The sequence below is a fragment of the Amycolatopsis cynarae genome (assembly GCF_026802195.1).
Taxonomy (GTDB): Bacteria; Actinomycetota; Actinomycetes; order Mycobacteriales; family Pseudonocardiaceae; genus Amycolatopsis_E; species Amycolatopsis_E rhizosphaerae.
In genome coordinates, this window is sequence record NZ_CP113836.1 from 6,515,962 (window position 1) to 6,531,073 (window position 15,112).

13 protein-coding genes, 2 tRNA genes and 1 pseudogene are annotated in these 15,112 nt (G+C 69.2%); 8 read left to right on the forward strand and 8 right to left on the reverse strand.

Going from position 1 to position 15,112, the window contains the following annotated elements; translation table 11 throughout:
- Positions 1–41 precede the first annotated feature (41 nt).
- Positions 42–406 (reverse strand): annotated as a pseudogene (locus ORV05_RS31480) (DinB family protein); the annotation flags it as partial.
- Between the two features lie 420 nt (positions 407–826).
- Between ORV05_RS31480 and ORV05_RS31485 the strand changes: the two are divergent.
- On the forward strand, positions 827–1,039 hold the full coding sequence (locus ORV05_RS31485) for a hypothetical protein (RefSeq protein WP_268755530.1): 213 nt from the start codon (positions 827–829) through the stop codon (positions 1,037–1,039).
- 263 nt (positions 1,040–1,302) lie between these two features.
- Here the strand turns inward: ORV05_RS31485 and ORV05_RS31490 are convergent.
- The 5 genes from ORV05_RS31490 to ORV05_RS31510 all read right to left on the reverse strand — a co-directional run bounded on the left by ORV05_RS31490 (position 1,303) and on the right by ORV05_RS31510 (position 5,954).
- A tRNA-Arg gene (locus tag ORV05_RS31490) sits at positions 1,303–1,375 on the reverse strand.
- Positions 1,376–1,417: 42 nt separating this feature from the next.
- A tRNA-Ser gene (locus ORV05_RS31495) sits at positions 1,418–1,507 on the reverse strand.
- A 62-nt stretch (positions 1,508–1,569) separates the two neighbouring features.
- Complete coding sequence (locus ORV05_RS31500) at positions 1,570–3,282, reverse strand: phosphatidylglycerol lysyltransferase domain-containing protein (RefSeq protein WP_268755531.1); 1,713 nt, start codon at positions 3,280–3,282, stop codon at positions 1,570–1,572.
- Positions 3,283–3,309: 27 nt separating this feature from the next.
- Entirely contained in the window at positions 3,310–5,313 is a 2,004-nt protein-coding gene (locus tag ORV05_RS31505) for an acetoacetate--CoA ligase (protein WP_268755532.1), read from the reverse strand.
- Between the two features lie 14 nt (positions 5,314–5,327).
- On the reverse strand, positions 5,328–5,954 hold the full coding sequence (locus tag ORV05_RS31510; RefSeq protein ID WP_268755533.1) for a dienelactone hydrolase family protein: 627 nt from the start codon (positions 5,952–5,954) through the stop codon (positions 5,328–5,330).
- 104 nt (positions 5,955–6,058) lie between these two features.
- Here ORV05_RS31510 and hisC point away from each other — a divergent pair, with 104 nt between their 5' ends.
- Entirely contained in the window at positions 6,059–7,117 is a 1,059-nt protein-coding gene (hisC, locus tag ORV05_RS31515; RefSeq protein WP_268755534.1) for a histidinol-phosphate transaminase, read from the forward strand.
- Here the strand turns inward: hisC and ORV05_RS31520 are convergent.
- Positions 7,099–7,863, reverse strand: coding sequence for a sulfite exporter TauE/SafE family protein (locus ORV05_RS31520; RefSeq protein ID WP_268755535.1), 765 nt, complete (start codon positions 7,861–7,863; stop codon positions 7,099–7,101). The two genes, hisC and ORV05_RS31520, sit on opposite strands and share 19 nt — an antisense overlap.
- Positions 7,864–7,981: 118 nt before the next feature.
- On the opposite strand from ORV05_RS31520, the gene ORV05_RS31525 reads away from it, so the two are divergent.
- The 6 genes from ORV05_RS31525 to ORV05_RS31550 all read left to right on the forward strand — a co-directional run bounded on the left by ORV05_RS31525 (position 7,982) and on the right by ORV05_RS31550 (position 13,997).
- Positions 7,982–9,025 carry an Rv2629 family ribosome hibernation factor gene (locus ORV05_RS31525; RefSeq protein ID WP_268755536.1) on the forward strand — a complete coding sequence of 348 codons (1,044 nt, stop codon included), beginning with the start codon at positions 7,982–7,984 and terminating at the stop codon, positions 9,023–9,025.
- 82 nt (positions 9,026–9,107) lie between these two features.
- A complete protein-coding gene (locus tag ORV05_RS31530) occupies positions 9,108–9,584 on the forward strand; it encodes an ATP-binding protein (protein WP_186382639.1) in 477 nt (158 codons plus the stop codon).
- Positions 9,581–10,393 carry a SigB/SigF/SigG family RNA polymerase sigma factor gene (locus ORV05_RS31535; protein ID WP_268755537.1) on the forward strand — a complete coding sequence of 271 codons (813 nt, stop codon included), beginning with the start codon at positions 9,581–9,583 and terminating at the stop codon, positions 10,391–10,393. Before ORV05_RS31530 ends, ORV05_RS31535 begins: the two co-directional genes overlap by 4 nt.
- A gap of 48 nt (positions 10,394–10,441) precedes the next feature.
- A complete protein-coding gene (gene ligD / locus ORV05_RS31540) occupies positions 10,442–11,389 on the forward strand; it encodes a non-homologous end-joining DNA ligase (RefSeq protein ID WP_268755538.1) in 948 nt (315 codons plus the stop codon).
- A gap of 37 nt (positions 11,390–11,426) precedes the next feature.
- Positions 11,427–12,401: a non-homologous end joining protein Ku gene (gene ku / locus ORV05_RS31545; protein WP_268755539.1), complete on the forward strand. Its 975-nt coding sequence runs from the start codon at positions 11,427–11,429 to the stop codon at positions 12,399–12,401.
- A gap of 54 nt (positions 12,402–12,455) precedes the next feature.
- The gene (locus ORV05_RS31550; RefSeq protein ID WP_268755540.1) at positions 12,456–13,997 is read left to right on the forward strand and encodes an adenylate/guanylate cyclase domain-containing protein; all 1,542 of its coding nucleotides are present in this window, start codon (positions 12,456–12,458) and stop codon (positions 13,995–13,997) included.
- 10 nt (positions 13,998–14,007) lie between these two features.
- Here ORV05_RS31550 and ORV05_RS31555 read toward each other — a convergent pair whose 3' ends face one another.
- Positions 14,008–15,015 (reverse strand): beta-ketoacyl-ACP synthase III, encoded by a 1,008-nt coding sequence (locus tag ORV05_RS31555; RefSeq protein ID WP_268755541.1) that lies wholly within the window; start codon positions 15,013–15,015, stop codon positions 14,008–14,010.
- Positions 15,016–15,112: the final 97 nt, after the last annotated feature.

Here is a 15,112-nt window from a genome sequence, read left to right on the forward strand (position 1 = left end):
CCTGGAGTGTGCTCGGTCGGGGTGACGGCGGTGATCGTTTCCGCGTCGACTCCCGTCGCGCCGTCGAGCTGTTCGCGCAGGATGTCGGCATGTCCGGCGTGGCGGCTGGTCTCGGGAGAACGTGGATGAGGATCTTGAACAGGGTCACCTCGGGTTCAGGCCACCACGGCACGCGGCCGGGGGCGCCGAGATCGAGGCCGGTGATCGTCGCATCGGAGTGTTCCCACACGCGCCGGTAGCGGTCGATGATCTGGGTGCGTGTCTCGTGCTCGGTCGCCCACATGTCGGTGCCGCGCTCGGGCAGGGGTTCGGGGAACGGCCGCGAGAAGACCTCGCCGAAGTACCTGGCCTCCCAGATCGACAGATGCTTGATCAGGCCGAGCAGTTTGGTCCCGGTGGTGGTCAGCGATCACAGGACAACAGCTTGCCCCAAAGCCGGCTTGCGCTGAGGCTCCTCCGCAGGAAATGTTTTGATGGCTGGCCTCAGGGCGGCGAAGATCTTGACGTGGGTTCTGCCTCCAACCCAGGCCTGCACAGGTTTCGGGACCAGCGGTGGACAAGCTGGGACTTCGTCTCGACGGCCGATGAGGTACTGGTGCATTGCCCCCGTTGCGATGGCTGCGCCAAGGTGGTGCACCTCCCACGGCATGGCCAGGGTTCGAGCCTACGACGGCTCGTCTGTACCGCTTGCGGCTATGCCTCTGACAAACGTCTGGCTGGCCCTGGGGCGCTCCCCAACGTGTTGTACCGTCCCGAGCTGCGCGGGACGGTTCGTGATCCCTTTTTCCGGCTCCCCTTGTGGCTGCAGACCGACTGCCGTGGACATGTGCTCTGGGCCTACAACCAACGGCACCTGGACTACCTGGAAGCGTTCGTCTCCGCTCGCCTCCGGCTGCGGTCACAGCCTGATCTCGATACCGCCCGGCACCGTCGGATGACGATGACCGCGAAGCTGCCGAGGTGGCTCAAGTCGGCGAAGAACCGGGAGGCCGTCCTGCACCGCATCGCCAGGCTTCGCAGCTCCGTCCAGCCCGCATAGCCGAGGCCGCACCTGGCTGGCCTCCACGGTCCGGGAAATCGCGGACCAGCTCGGCCACAAGCGGGTGAGTATGACCCTCGACACCTACTTCGAACGGAAGCAGGCAAGCCCCAAGGCGGCCGAGCTGCTGCGAGTGATCGGCGAATAAAGTGTGGGAAAAGTGTGGTGTTGATCTCGGACGGCCGTACGGCCATGATCACCCGGGAAAAGCAGAGAACCCCCTGTCACCAGGGGGTTCTCCGTATTGCTGTCTCAACCAGACGTGCGCCCGAAGGGATTCGAACCCCTAACCTTCTGATCCGTAGTCAGATGCTCTATCCGTTGAGCTACGGGCGCTTGTTCAGTTATTAACTTAGCATCCGGCGAACCGGCGCTGAGCGGAGGCTCCGGGATTTGAACCCGGGAGGGGGGGTTACCCCCAACCGCATTAGCAGTGCGGCGCCATAGACCAGACTAGGCGAAGCCTCCCGATCAACGACCACTGCTTGGATAGAGTACACATCCCCTTTTGACCCCGGCAAAGCACCCCCTCATCGGTGCAGCAGGCGCATCAACCAGCGGGAACGCCCGCCAAGGCCCTCGGCCTCGAAGACGGCGATGCCGACGCGCGGGAGTTCGCGGACGCCCGGGTAGACGAGGTACCGGGGCACCCAGCGGGGCTGGAACTTCGCGTTGAACCGGTAGAGGGTCTCGATCTGGATCCAGCGGGACATCCAGCCCAGCACCTTCGCCGACATCCGGGCGACCGGGCCGGCGCCTATGCGGCGGCCCTGTTCGATGAGTTTCCGGAAGGCGGCGAAGTTCAGGGAGACATATCTCACCCCGAACTCGCCCGCGACGAGCAGCAGTTCGGAGATCATCAGCTCGTTCACGCCGTTGTCCGCGCTGCGGTCCCGGCGCATGACGTCCAGGGACAGCCCCTCCTTGCCCCACGGCACGAACTGCAGCAGCCCTCGGATCCGTCCGTTCTGCTCGGCCGTCACCAGGATCGAGCCGGGGTCTCCCAGGCGGCCCAGCGCCATGGAGAAGCCCCGTTCGGTGTCGCTGCTACGCCAGTTCGCGGCCAGGGCCCCCAGCTCGGCGAGCTCACCCGCGGCCAGGTCCTCGGCCCGCTGCACCCGTACCGTGTAGCCGGCCCGTTTGGTGCGCGACACGGCCTGCCGCACGCCCCGCATGACCCGCCCGTCCAGGGTGAAGGTGTCCGCGTCCACCACGGCCTCGTCGCCGATCTCCAGCACGTCCAGCCCGTATCGCGCCCACACGGTCGCACCCAGTTCGGAGCAGCCCATGGCGGCGGGCACCCAGCCGTGCCGTCGGCACACGGCCAGAAACTCCTCGATACCTCCGGGCCAGGCCTCGCTGTCGCCCAGCGGGTCCGCCGAGGCCACCGCGGCCCCGGCTATCACCCGGTAGGTGACGGCGGCCTTCCCCGTCTTCGAGAACACGACGAACTTGTCGTCCCGCAACGCGAAGTAGCCCAGCGAGTCCCGGTCCCCGTGTTCGGCCAGCAGTTGCGCCAGCCGGTCCTTCTCCCCCACCGAGAGGTGCGGGGCCGGTTCCGCCGAGCGCAGCAGGAAGTACGCCGCGAGCAGCACCGCGCCGAGACCGAACAGCAGACCCACCGAAGTGGTCAGGTCGTCCATCCATGTGACACGGAACACGGCGGGGCCGCTGATCCCCGCCAGTGCCAGCGCCGCGTCGGAGAGCCGGTCCTGGAAGGACATCGGCTCCACCACGCTGTGTGGCGCGACCGACAGCAAGGCGAAGTTGATCACAACGCCGGCGACGGCGAGTTGCACGAACACCCGTACCGCCCGCCACCGCCCGGTCACCGGATCCGGCAGGGCGATGAAGTACCGCCGGTTCGCGATCAACGTCACCGCCAGCGCCACCGACACCAGCCCCGCACCGACGATGTGCCGCAGCCCCAGGTGCGACAGCGCCAGCAGCAGGCTCGCCGCCAGAGCCAGTTGCCACGCCCGCTGCTTCCGGCGGCGAAGCCCGGCGGCGAGCATCATCAACAGCACACCGGTGACCAGCACCACGGCCGCCGCCGCGGTGGTCGCCTCCTGCGGCAGCTCCAGCCACTCGGCGACGTGACCCCGCAGCCCCCTGCGCCCCGCGGGCAGCACGACGGACACCACCGCGATCAGCCCCACCAGCCTGGTCACCCAGGTGATCGCGGTCACCGCGGCCGTGCCGGACAGCCGCCAGAGGGCCGGTTCCTGCTTCTCCCCTGTCAACGCCCTCCCCACCAACCGTTCGCCCCCTCATCTCCCCCCGGCCAGTTCGACGAACGGCCGCAGCGCATCCGGATTGGCCAGTGCATCCCGGCTCACCGCCCGTTCGGGCGCCATTCCGGCCAGGATCTTCTTCACCGGAACCTCGCACTTCTTACCGTTCAGGGTCCGGGGCACTTCAGCCACCTCGACGAACCGGTCCGGCACATGCCGCGGCGACAGGACCGCCCGCAGTTCCTCGCGCACTGCCTGCTCCACCTCGGCCAAGATCGCGCCGGGCGCCATCACCACGAAACACAGCAGCTCACCGTCGGTATTCCCGGCGCCGGAGGTGTCAATCACCAGCGAGTCCGCGATCTCTTCGAAACCCTCGACCACCCGGTAGAACTCGGCGGTCCCCATGCGCACCCCGCCCCGGTTGAGGGTGGAGTCGCTACGGCCGTAGATCACCGCGGAGCCGCGCGTGGTGATCCTGATCCAGTCCCCGTGCCGCCATTTGCCCGGGTAGTACTCGAAGTACGCCGCCCGCAGCCGCGAACCGTCGGGATCGTTCCAAAAGAACACCGGCATGGACGGCATCGGCCGGGTCACCACGAGTTCCCCGACCTCCTCGACCACCTCGTTGCCGTCCTCGTCGTACGCGCACACGGCCGCACCCAGCGCCCGGCAGGACAGTTCCCCGAGCCACACCGGGACGTCTGGGGCGGAGCCGACGAACGCGGCGCACAGGTCGGTGCCGCCCGACACCGAGCAGATCTGCACCTCCGGACCGATCTTCTCGGCGATCCACCGGAATCCTTCGACGGACAGTGGAGCCCCGGTCGACCCGATCGCCTTCAGCGCCGACAGGTCGTACCGGGCGCCCGGCTCGAGGTGCGCCTTCAGGCAGCTCTGGATGAACGGCGCCGAGGTGCCGAAGTAGGTGATGCGAAGCCGTTCCGCCAGCCGCCACAGCGCATCGAGATCGGGATGCCCCGGGCTGCCGTCGAACAGCACGACCGTGGCGCCGACCAGCAGGCCCGCGATGAGGAAGTTCCACATCATCCAGCCGGTGGTGGTGAACCAGAAGAACACCGAACCGGGGCCGAGATCCATCTGCAGCGACAGGGCCTTCAGATGCTCCAGCACGATCCCGCCGTGCCCCTGCACGATCCCCTTGGGCAGGCCGGTGGTTCCGGACGAGTAGAGCACCCACAGCGGGTGGTCGAAGGGCACCGGCTCGAACGCTAGTTCCGAGCCCTGGTGCGCGTCCAGCAGCGCGTCCCAGGACAGGGCCCCATCGAGCCCGCCGCCGTCCACGTAGTCGACGAGTACGGTCGCGGTGAGGGACGGGATTTCGCCGCGCAGCCGGTCGATCGTCGGCCGGACGTCGAACCTTCGTCCATTGTAGACATACCCGTTGACCGCGACGAGCACCTTCGGCTCGATCTGGGCGAACCGGTCCGCCACCGCCCGCACCCCGAAGTCGGGGGAGCAGGACGACCAGATGGCGCCGAGGCTCGCCGAGGCCAGGAAGGCGATCAGCGTCTCCGGGCAGTTCGGCGCGAGCGCGACCACGCGGTCTCCCTTGCCCACCCCCAGTCCGGCCAGCGCGGCGCGGGCCGCGGCGACCCGGGCCCGCAACTGCCCGAAGGTGAGCTCGCCACCGGCGCCGTCCTCACGCGCGAAGATCACGGCGAGTTCGTCGTCGCCCTTGGCGGCTCCGGCCACCCCGCCGCTCAACGCGTGCTCGGCGTAGTTCAGCGTGGCCCCGGGAAACCACTTCGCGCCCGGCATGCTCGCGTCGGCGAGCACGTCGCTGGCCCGGGCATGCCACCGCACACCGAGAAACTCGGCGACCCCGCCCCAGAAACCGGTGGGATCGCCTACCGAGAACCGCCACAGCTCGTCGTAGTCGGAAACAGCGACACCGCGCTCGGTGCGCAGCCATTCGCGGAAGGCGCGAATCCGCGACCGGTCGACCTGTTCCGGGGTGGGACGCCAGAGAACCTCGGGGATGTCAGTGACAGCGGGGGATTGAGTGGCATCGGTCACAGGCTGAGGGTACGTCAGCGGAGGTGCGCGTCGAACCAACTCAAGGTGCGCTGCCACGCTTCGACCGCGGCCTTCGGATCCGCGTCGAAGCGGTGGTTGGCACCCGGATAGCGCACCACGTTCGTCACCGCGCCGGACTTCGCCGCGGCCTCCCGCAGGAGCTCCACCTCGGCCGCCGCCGATTCGTCGCCCGCGTCACCGAAGATGCCGAGCCACGGACTGGTCAGCCGGCTCGCGATCTCCGTCAGCGCGGCCAGTTCCTTGCCGCCCTGGCCACCGACGCTCACGGCCGCGCCGAGCATGCGGTCCGCGGCCACCATCAGTGCCGCCGTGCCGCCCAGGTCGAATCCGACCACCCCGAGCAGATCGGCGGGCACCCCGCGGTCCACGAGCCAGGCGAGGGTGATGTCCGTCGCGGCCAGCACCTGCTCCCGTACCGCTTCGCCCTCGATCCGCGGCGCGGCCGCGAGCCAGCCCTCGGCGGCCAGGCTCGCGATCAGCAGTCGCACACCGTCGGTGACCCGGTCCGCCTCGTGTAGCACGACCAGCCCACCGCGAACCACGTTGTCGGGTTCGGCGTAGGTCAGTTCGATCGCGCGGCCGTCCTCACGCTGGTAGTGCTCCGTGTGCGTCTGGGTCATCCCTCTACTCAACCATCCGGGAGTGAACAGAAGTCAACTTTCCGTGTCACTGAGGCCACACGTTAACGTGACTACAGCAGCTTTTCCCCCAGAAGGAGCAAGCAATGCCCGTGCAGCCCCGTGCCGATCTTCATTCGCTGCCCAGCTATGTCGCCGGGAAAACCGTGCCGGGCGCGGTGAAGCTGTCCAGCAACGAAACGCCCGGGGGCCCGCTGCCGAGCGTCGCCAAGGCGATCGCGGAAGCGACCGCCGACATCAACCGCTACCCGGACATCAGCGTGGGGAAGCTGGCGCGGCGGCTGGCCGAAAAGCTGTCGTTGCCCAGCGAGCAGGTGTCGGTGGGCTGCGGCTCGGTCGCGCTGTGCCAGCAACTGGTGCAGGCGATGTGCGCGCCCGGCGACGAGGTGCTGTTCGCCTGGCGCTCCTTCGAGTCCTACCCGATCGTCAGCCAGATCGCCTCCGCGGTACCGGTCACCGTGCCGCTCGACGCCGGGCACCGGCACGACCTGACCGCGATGGCCGCCGCGGTCACCCCGAAGACCCGCGTCGTCTTCGTCTGCAACCCGAACAACCCGACCGGCACCGCGGTGCGACGCGAAGAACTGGAACGGTTCCTGGACGCCGTGCCTTCGAACGTGCTCGTCGTCCTCGACGAGGCGTACCGGGAGTTCGTCACCGACGCGGACGTGCCGGACGGCATGGACTACGTGCGCGGCCGCGACAACGTCGCCGTCCTGCGCACCTTCTCGAAGGCGTACGGGCTCGCCGGGCTGAGGGTGGGCTACTTCGCCGGTCCGGCGGCGGTCGCCGAGGCGGTGCGAAAGGTGTACGTGCCCTTCAGCGTGAACACGCTCGCGCAGATCGCCGCGATGGCCTCCCTCGACGCCGAGGACGAACTGTTCGCCCGGTGCCGGACGCTCGTGACCGAACGCGACCGCGTGCGCACCGAGCTGATCGAGGCCGGGTACGAGGTGCCCGAGACCCAGGCGAACTTCGTCTGGCTGCCGCTGGGCGAACGGGCGATGGACTTCGCCGAGCACGCACTGGCCAACAAGGTCGTGGTGCGGGCCTTCGCCGGTGACGGCGTGCGCGTGACGATCAGCCACCCGGAGGAGAACGACCTCTTCCTACACGCCGCGCGCAGCTACCGCAGGACGAGCTGAACGATCGCCGCCAGACCGACGACCACGATCACGGCGCGCAGCGCGGCCGGGGGCAGGCGCCTGCCGATCCTGGCGCCGAGCTGCCCGCCCACGGTTGAGCCGACGGCGAGCAGCCCGACCACCGGCCAGCTGATCGGCGCCACGAACGCGTAGACCGTGCCCGCCACCACGTTGACCACGGCGGCGAGCACGTTCTTGATGCCGTTGAGCCGCTGCAGCGAATCGGTGAGCAGCATGCCCATCACCGCCATCATCATGACGCCCTGCGCGGCGGTGAAGTAGCCGCCGTACACGCCGATCAGGAAGATCAGCGCCATCAGCAGCGGCCCGCCGTGGGCCGGGGCGTCCGGATGGCGTTCCCGGCGCCGTGCCACCCACACCGCGACGCGGGGCTGCACGATCACCAGCACCACCGCGATGCCGACCAGCACCGGAACCACCGCTTCGAAGGCGTTCGGCGGCAATGACAGCAGCAGCGCGGTGCCGCCGAGCGCGCCGAACAACGACGGCACGCTGTAGCGGACCAGCCGCCGCCCCTGTCCGGCGAGCTCGTGGCGGTAGCCGATGGCCCCGCTGATCGTGCCGGGCGCCAGCCCGATCGCGTTCGAGGTGGTGGCCGTCAGCGGCGGGTAGCCGAGCGCCACCAGCGTCGGGAAGGTGACCAGGGTGCCCGAGCCGACGACCGCGTTGATCGTCCCGGCCCAGACCCCGGCGAGCAGGATGAGCAGCGCGTGCCACCAACTCATCGGGCGGACACGCCGCGGCCACCGGTGAGCACGTCCTTGAATCGCACAACCATGCCCCCATCGAACAGCACGTTTCGTATTTACTACCAGTGGGTATCCCGGTTACATGCAGACGACGATGTTGCGACCCTTGGTGACCGCCCCGGGCCCGTTCACGTCCGTCTACTTCGAGGACTCGCACGACACCGAGGACGCCGCGAAACAGCTCGAACTGAAGCTGCGCGACCTGTGCGAGCAGCTGCGTGCCCTGCATGCCCCGGACGCGTCCGTGCACGCGATCGAGAACGCGGTGCGTAAGGGACCGCATCCGTCCGGGCGGAGCGGGCGCGCGCTGCTGGCCACGGGCGGCTCGGTCGTGGTGGACGAGCGGCTGACGGAGCCGCCCGCGGCCCCGCTCACCCGCGTTTCCGATCTTCCGTACCTGCTCCCGCTCACGCGTTACGCCGAACCGGGGCTCAAGCATGTGGTCGCGATGGTCGATCAGGTCAATGCCAGGGTCACGGCGTTCGACGAGCACGGCCGCGAGATCGGGGCCGAGGCGGTCAGCACCCAGGACCACCCGGTACACCGGACCCGCGGAGGCGGCTGGGCGCAGTACAGCATCCGGGAACACACCGAGGAGACCATCCGACGCAACGTGACCGAGATCGCCGAGGAAATCACTCGGCTGGCCGAGTGCACCGAGGCCGAGATGATCCTGCTGGTCGGCGAGATCCAGGGTCGCCGGGCGGTGCACGAGGCGCTGCCCGAGCGACTGCGAGGGATCACGCAGGAGGTCACCCATGCCGACGTGGTGGACGGTCTGGTTTCCGCGACGAAACAGCGCCGGCTGGAGGCGGTGCTCGACCGCTTCCGGACGGAGATGGGCCGCCCGGACGGGCTGGCCGTGCAGGGACTCGAGGGCGTGACCGCCGCGCTCGTCGAGGGCAACGTGGAGACGCTGTTGATCAGCGATCCAGGTGACGAAATGGTCTGGACCGGGGTCGTGCCCACCCAGATCGCGGTCACCGAGGCCGAGCTGAGCGCGCTCGGCGCGGCCCAGGCGCACCAGCGCCGCGCGGACGAAGCGGTGCCGGTGGCGGCGATCGCCGTCGGCGCGGACCTCGTCGGAGTGGACAGTGATCTCACCGAGGGTTTCGGTGCGATCCTGCGGCACCGGTGACGAGGCCGGTCTTGCCGACCGCAACTACACAAAGCTGTCGCCCGGAGACGACACCGGGCAAAGGTAACCCGTTAGAGGCATCATGGTGCGCAGGCAGTATTCGGACTACGGCGAGGTGAAAGTGGCCGACTGGGAACCCCCGCCCCTGCACGCGCACAACGACATCGAACTCTGGCTCGGCGCCGACCTGGTACACCTGCCGATCGTGCGCTCCGTGGTGGCGACCGTCGCCACCCGGGCCGACTTCGACCTCGACGCCATCGCCGATCTCCGGCTGGCGGTCGACGAGGCCTGCTCGACGCTGATCACCCGGGCCGTCCCGGGCAGCACCATGCGGTGCCGGTTCACGGTGACCGACGAGGAGTTGCGGTTCACCGGATCGGTGCACTCCACGACCGACAGTGCGCCCAGCACGAAGTCTTTCGGGTGGCGCGTGCTGACCACGTTGACCGACTCGGTCGACACCCACGTCACTTCGAACGGTCATCAGGGTCACCAGGTGGACATCGAACTCGCCAAGCGGCGCATGGTGGCGGATTCGCCAGGGGCGGGCGCGTGACCGGCTCCCGAGCCGAACCAGCACAGCCCACGTCGTCGAACGAGTACGAGCACCTCAGCCCGCTGTTCGATGAGCTCGCCGCCCTCGACGAAAACGATCCCCGGCGGGCCGAGCTCCGGGACGAGCTGGTGACCGGGCACCTGCCGCTGGCCGAGCACATCGCCCAGCGCTTCTCCGGCCGCGGCGTGGCCAAGGAAGACCTGGTCCAGGTGGCCACGGTCGGGCTGATCAACGCCGTGGACCGGTTCGACCCCACCCGGGGCTCGGACTTCCTGTCCTTCGCGGTGCCGACCGTGATGGGCGAGGTGCGGCGGCACTTCCGGGACACCGGCTGGCTGGTGCGGGTCCCGCGGCGGCTCAAGGAGCTGCACCTGTCGATCTCCAGCGCGAACACCGAACTCGCGCAGCGGCTCGGGCGGGCCCCGACCCCCAGCGAGATCGCCACGCACCTCGGCATCACGCAGGACGAGGTGCTCGAGGGCCTGGAGGCGGGCAACGCCTACCACTCGATGTCGCTGGACGAAGTGCTGTCCGGGGACACCGAGAACCTCGCGCTGGGCGACACGCTGGGTGAGGAGGACGCCGCGCTGGAAGGGGTGGAAAACCACGAAGCGCTGCTGCCGCTGATCCAGGAACTGCCCGAGCGGGAACGCAAGATCCTGGGGCTGCGGTTCGTGCACAACATGACGCAGACCCAGATCGCGGAGCGGATCGGCGTGTCCCAGATGCACGTGTCCCGGCTACTCGCCCGCACCCTGGAGCGGCTCCGCGAAGGCCTCACCGAGCAGGACGACGCCGACCCCCGCTAGCGCGGCCTACCGCCGTTTCGAGCAGTGAGAGCGGGGTATCAGGTGATCATGGAGACGCGGCCCGGCTGGCGGGAGCCCATGCTCGCGACGCTCACCCAGCGGACCTTCTCCGACCCGGGCTGGCTCTTCGAACGCAAGCTCGACGGGGTGCGCGCGATCTGTTCCCGGGCGGGCGGTGCCCCGACCCTGTGGTCGCGCAACCACAACGTCATCAGCGAGTCCTACCCCGAGATCGTCGAAGCGCTCGCCGAACGAGGCGGCTCCCATTTCGTCGTGGACGGCGAAATCGTCGCCTTCGCCGACGGGCAGACCAGCTTCGCCAAGCTCCAGCCCCGCATCCACCTCACCAACCGGCTGCGGATCAGGGCCACCGGCGTCGAGGTGTTCTACTACCTGTTCGATCTGCTGGTCTACGACCACGCCGATGCCACCATCCTGCCGTTGCGCCAACGAAAACAGTTGCTGCGCAAGGCTTTCGACTGGGGCGACCCGCTGCGTTACAGCGTCCACCGCGACACCGAGGGCCAGGAACTGTTCGACTACGCGTGCTCCCACGGCTGGGAGGGGGTGATCGCCAAGCGGGCGGACTCGCCGTACCGCGGCGGGCGGTCCGGCGACTGGCTCAAGTTCAAATGCGTCAAGGACCAGGAATTCGTGGTCGGCGGCTTCACCAAGCCCGGCGGTTCCCGCAGCGGCTTCGGTGCGCTGCTCGTCGGGTACTACGACCACGGCGTCCTGCGCTACGCCGGGAAGGTCGGCACGGGCTACCGCGAGTCGACTCTGCGCGAGCTGTCCGGCACGCTCGGCGCTCTGCTGCGCGACAGTTCCCCGTTCGGCGAACCGGTGCCGGAACGGGATCCGCGCTGGGTGGAGCCGCGGCTCGTGGTCGCGGTCCGGTTCTCGGAATGGACGAACGACGGCAGGCTCCGCCATCCGCGCTTCACCGGGCTGCGCGACGACAAGGCGGCCCGGGAAGTGGTCCGCGAACAACCGTAAGGTCCACAGTGGACAGGGACAGGCCAGGGAGAGGGCGATGGCGAGAGCGATCTGGAGCGGCTCGATCAACTTCGGCCTCGTCACCGTGCCCGTCGAGCTGTACAGCGCGACCGAGGACCACGCGGTGCACTTCCGGCAGTTCGAACGCGGCACCGCCGACCGCATCCGCTACCGGCGGGTGAACGAACGCACCGGGAAGGAAGTCGACTACGACGAGATCGTCAAGGGCTATGACCTCGGCGACGGCGAGTACGTTCTCGTCGAGCAGGACGAACTCGACGAGATCGCGCCCGGCCGGTCCCGCGCCATCGACATCGAGGGGTTCGTGGATCTCGCCGGCATCGATCCGATCTTCTTCGAGAAGAGCTACTGGCTCGCGCCGGCGAAGGAAGAGTTCGCGCACGCGTACGAGCTGCTGCTGGAGGCGATGGGCCGCAGCGGCAAGGCGGGTCTGGCCCACTTCGTGATGCGCGGCAAGGAGCACATCGCCGCCATCCGCGCCGGTCACGGCGTGCTCGAACTCGACACGCTGCTGTTCGCCGAGGACATCCGCGACCCGGTGAAGGAGTTGAGCAAACTGCCGGAGCGGCAGGAGGCCCGGAACAGGGAAATCGACATGGCGATCACCCTGATCGAGTCGATGGCCGAGGAATGGCACCCCGAGGAGTACCACGACACCTACACCGAGCGGCTGCTCAAACTGATCGAGGACAAGAAGGCGGGCCGGACGGTCAGCGTCGAGGCGGCGCCCCCGGAGCCCACCAAGGTCGTCGACCTGTTCGAGGCCCTCTCCCGCAGCGTGGAGAGCAGCAGGAGCGCTCGCGGGAAGAACGAGAAGACGGCGAAGAAGGCCACCAGGAAGGCCAAGGCCCCCGATCCGCGCGAGCTCAGCAAGGCGGAACTCGACCGCATGGCCCGTGAGCTCGACGTCAAGGGCCGGTCGAAGATGTCCCGCGCCGAACTGGAGAAAGCGGTGCGCGCGGCCCGGCCGTCGCGCCGCCGCGCGTCCTGAGGGATCCGGCGGAATCCGCACCGGAATCCTTCCGGCACGGAATACCATCACCGGGTGCGTAGAGCCGCTCGACTGGCGAGGTTCCGGGTGGTGCTGCGCACCGCACTCGGCTTCGTGCTGCTGGGTGTCGGGTCCAGTGTGCTCGGCGCCGGCGCTGTCTCCCTGCTGCTCGTCCTCGAAGGCCTCCCCTCCGACTTCGGTGACCGCAACTGGGTCTTCGTGCTCTGCGCCGCGGCCTACGTCGCGTTCTCGCTCGGGGTCGGCTCGCTGTGGATGGTGGTGCTGCACCGCCGTACCGCGGTCTGGTTCGCCGTCGGCCGACGACCGACACCGGCCGAGGCCGAACGCGCCCTGCGCCTGCCCCGGCACATGGCACTGGTCAGCGGATCGCTGTGGCTCGGCGGCACGATCGTGCTCGGTGGGATCACGCCGCTCCTCGCCTCGTGGCCCGACAGCATCGGCGTGGCCCTGACCGTCGGCCTCGGCGGGCTGCTCACCGTCGGACTGATGTACCTGGCCACGGAGTGGGTGAGCCGTCCGATCCTGATCATGGCGCTCGAGGTGAACCCGCCGCAGGACGGCCCTTCGGTCAGCGTGCTGGCCCGGCTCGTGCTGACCTGGGGCGTTGCCAGCGGCGTCCCGCTGCTCGGCGTGCTCATCCTCGCCGCCCCGCCGAACCTCGGCCGCGCCGACAACGCGGGCAGCCTTATCGTGCTCGCCGTCGTCGGTCTCGGCACTGGCGCGTTCGGCACCGCACTGCTGGCCCGTGCCGTCGCGGCCCCGCTCGACCGGCTTCGGCTCGCGGTCGGCGAGGTGGCCAAGGGCCGTACCGACATCGAGGTCCAGGTCGACGACGTCAGCGAGATCGGGCAACTGCAGGTTTCGGTGAACAGCATGGTCGCCGGGCTGCGCGAGCGGGATCGGATGCGAGACCTGTTCGGCCGCCACGTCGGCAACGACGTGGCGCGCCACGCCCTCGAACACGGGGCGTCGCTCTCCGGCGACGTGCGGGAGGCCACGGCCCTGTTCGTCGATGTCGTCGACTCCACCGCGCTCGCCTACCGGATGCCTCCCGAGGAACTGGTCGGCAAGCTCAACCGGCTGTTCGCCTGCGTGGTCGCCGCGGTGGACGCCCGTGGCGGCCTGGTCAACAAGTTCCAGGGCGACGCCGCGCTCTGCGTTTTCGGCGCCCCCACACGACTCGCCGATCCGACGACCGCCGCGCTGTCCGCCGCCAGGGAGATCCGGGACGCGGTCCGCGAAGCCGGCGAGCTCGACCTCGGCATCGGGGTGGCGTGCGGCCCCGTGTTCGCCGGCCAGCTCGGCACCCGCAGCCGCCTCGAATACACCGTCATCGGCGATGCGGTCAACGAAGCGGCACGCCTCACCGAGCACGCCAAGAAGGTGCCGGGACGGATCCTGGCCAGCGACGCGGTACTCGAAGCGTGCTCACCGACCGAACGGGAGCACTGGTCGGCGCATCGCAAGCTCCGCCTGCGGGGGCGCAGCGCCCCCACCATCACCTGGACGGCTTGGGGAAGTGCGACGGCGGACCACCCGGCGCGGCTCGGCCTTGACGGCACCGGACCTGGGTGAATCGGCCCGGTCAATCGGCCTGGCCGGGTTTGACGTCGGGCCAGGTCAGCACCGTGGAACCCCAGGTCAGCCCGGCGCCGAACGCGGTGAGCAGCACCCGGTGCCCCGGCAGCAGGCTCCCGTCGGCACACGCGTCGGCGAGCGCGAGCGGGATCGACGCCGCGCTGGTGTTTCCGGTGTGGCCGATGTTCACGACGACCCGATCCTCGGGCAGGCTGAGCTGCTTGGCCGTGGCCAGCAGGATGCGCAGGTTCGCCTGGTGCCCCACGAACCGGTCCACCTCACCGACCTCGAGTCCGGCGCGCTCGAGCACCGCCTTCGCCGACTCCGCCATGCGTGCGCAGGCATGCCGGAATACCGTGGTCCCCTGCATCGTGACGTAGTGGTCGTGCGGATCGTCCGAGGCCCGCCGCTTGGCCCCGCCCGCGGGCACGATCAGCAGGTCCGCCAGCTCGCCCTGGCTGTGCAGGTCGAACGGGCCGAGCGCTCCCGGCTCCTCGGCCGAACCGGCACGCAGCACCACGGCACCGGCCCCGTCGCCGAAGATCGGCACGGTGCTGCGGTCCGCCGGATCGCAGTAGCGGCTGAACGCGTCCGCCCCGATCACCAGGACCCGCTCGGCGGTACCGCCTGCGATGAGCCCGCCCGCGGTGGCCAGTGCGTAGACGAAACCACTGCACACCGCGTTCACGTCGAAGGCCGGTATCCCGCTCAGCCCCAGCGCGGCCGCGACCTGCGGCGCGCTGGCCGGGCACAGGTGGTCGGGCGTGGCGGTGGCCAGCACGAGCGCGTCCACCACGTCGGATCCCGCACTGCGCAGGGCATTGCCACCCGCGTGCACGGCCATGTCCACTGTGGACGTATCCGGATCGGCGATGCGCCGCTCACGGATGCCGGTCCGGGTCCGGATCCACTCGTCCGAGGTGTCCAGCCGCTCGGAAAGCTCGTCGTTGCTCACTATTCGCGGCGGCAGCCAGGCGCCAAGGCCCGCAACGACAGCCGAGTGCCCGTTGGTCATGCAACGGTTGTAGGGGCTACCCCTGGGTAGACCGGTCAGTTGTGTTCCAGGTCACCATGCCCTACCCGATAGAGGGAGTGCGCCATGGAATAGCGGC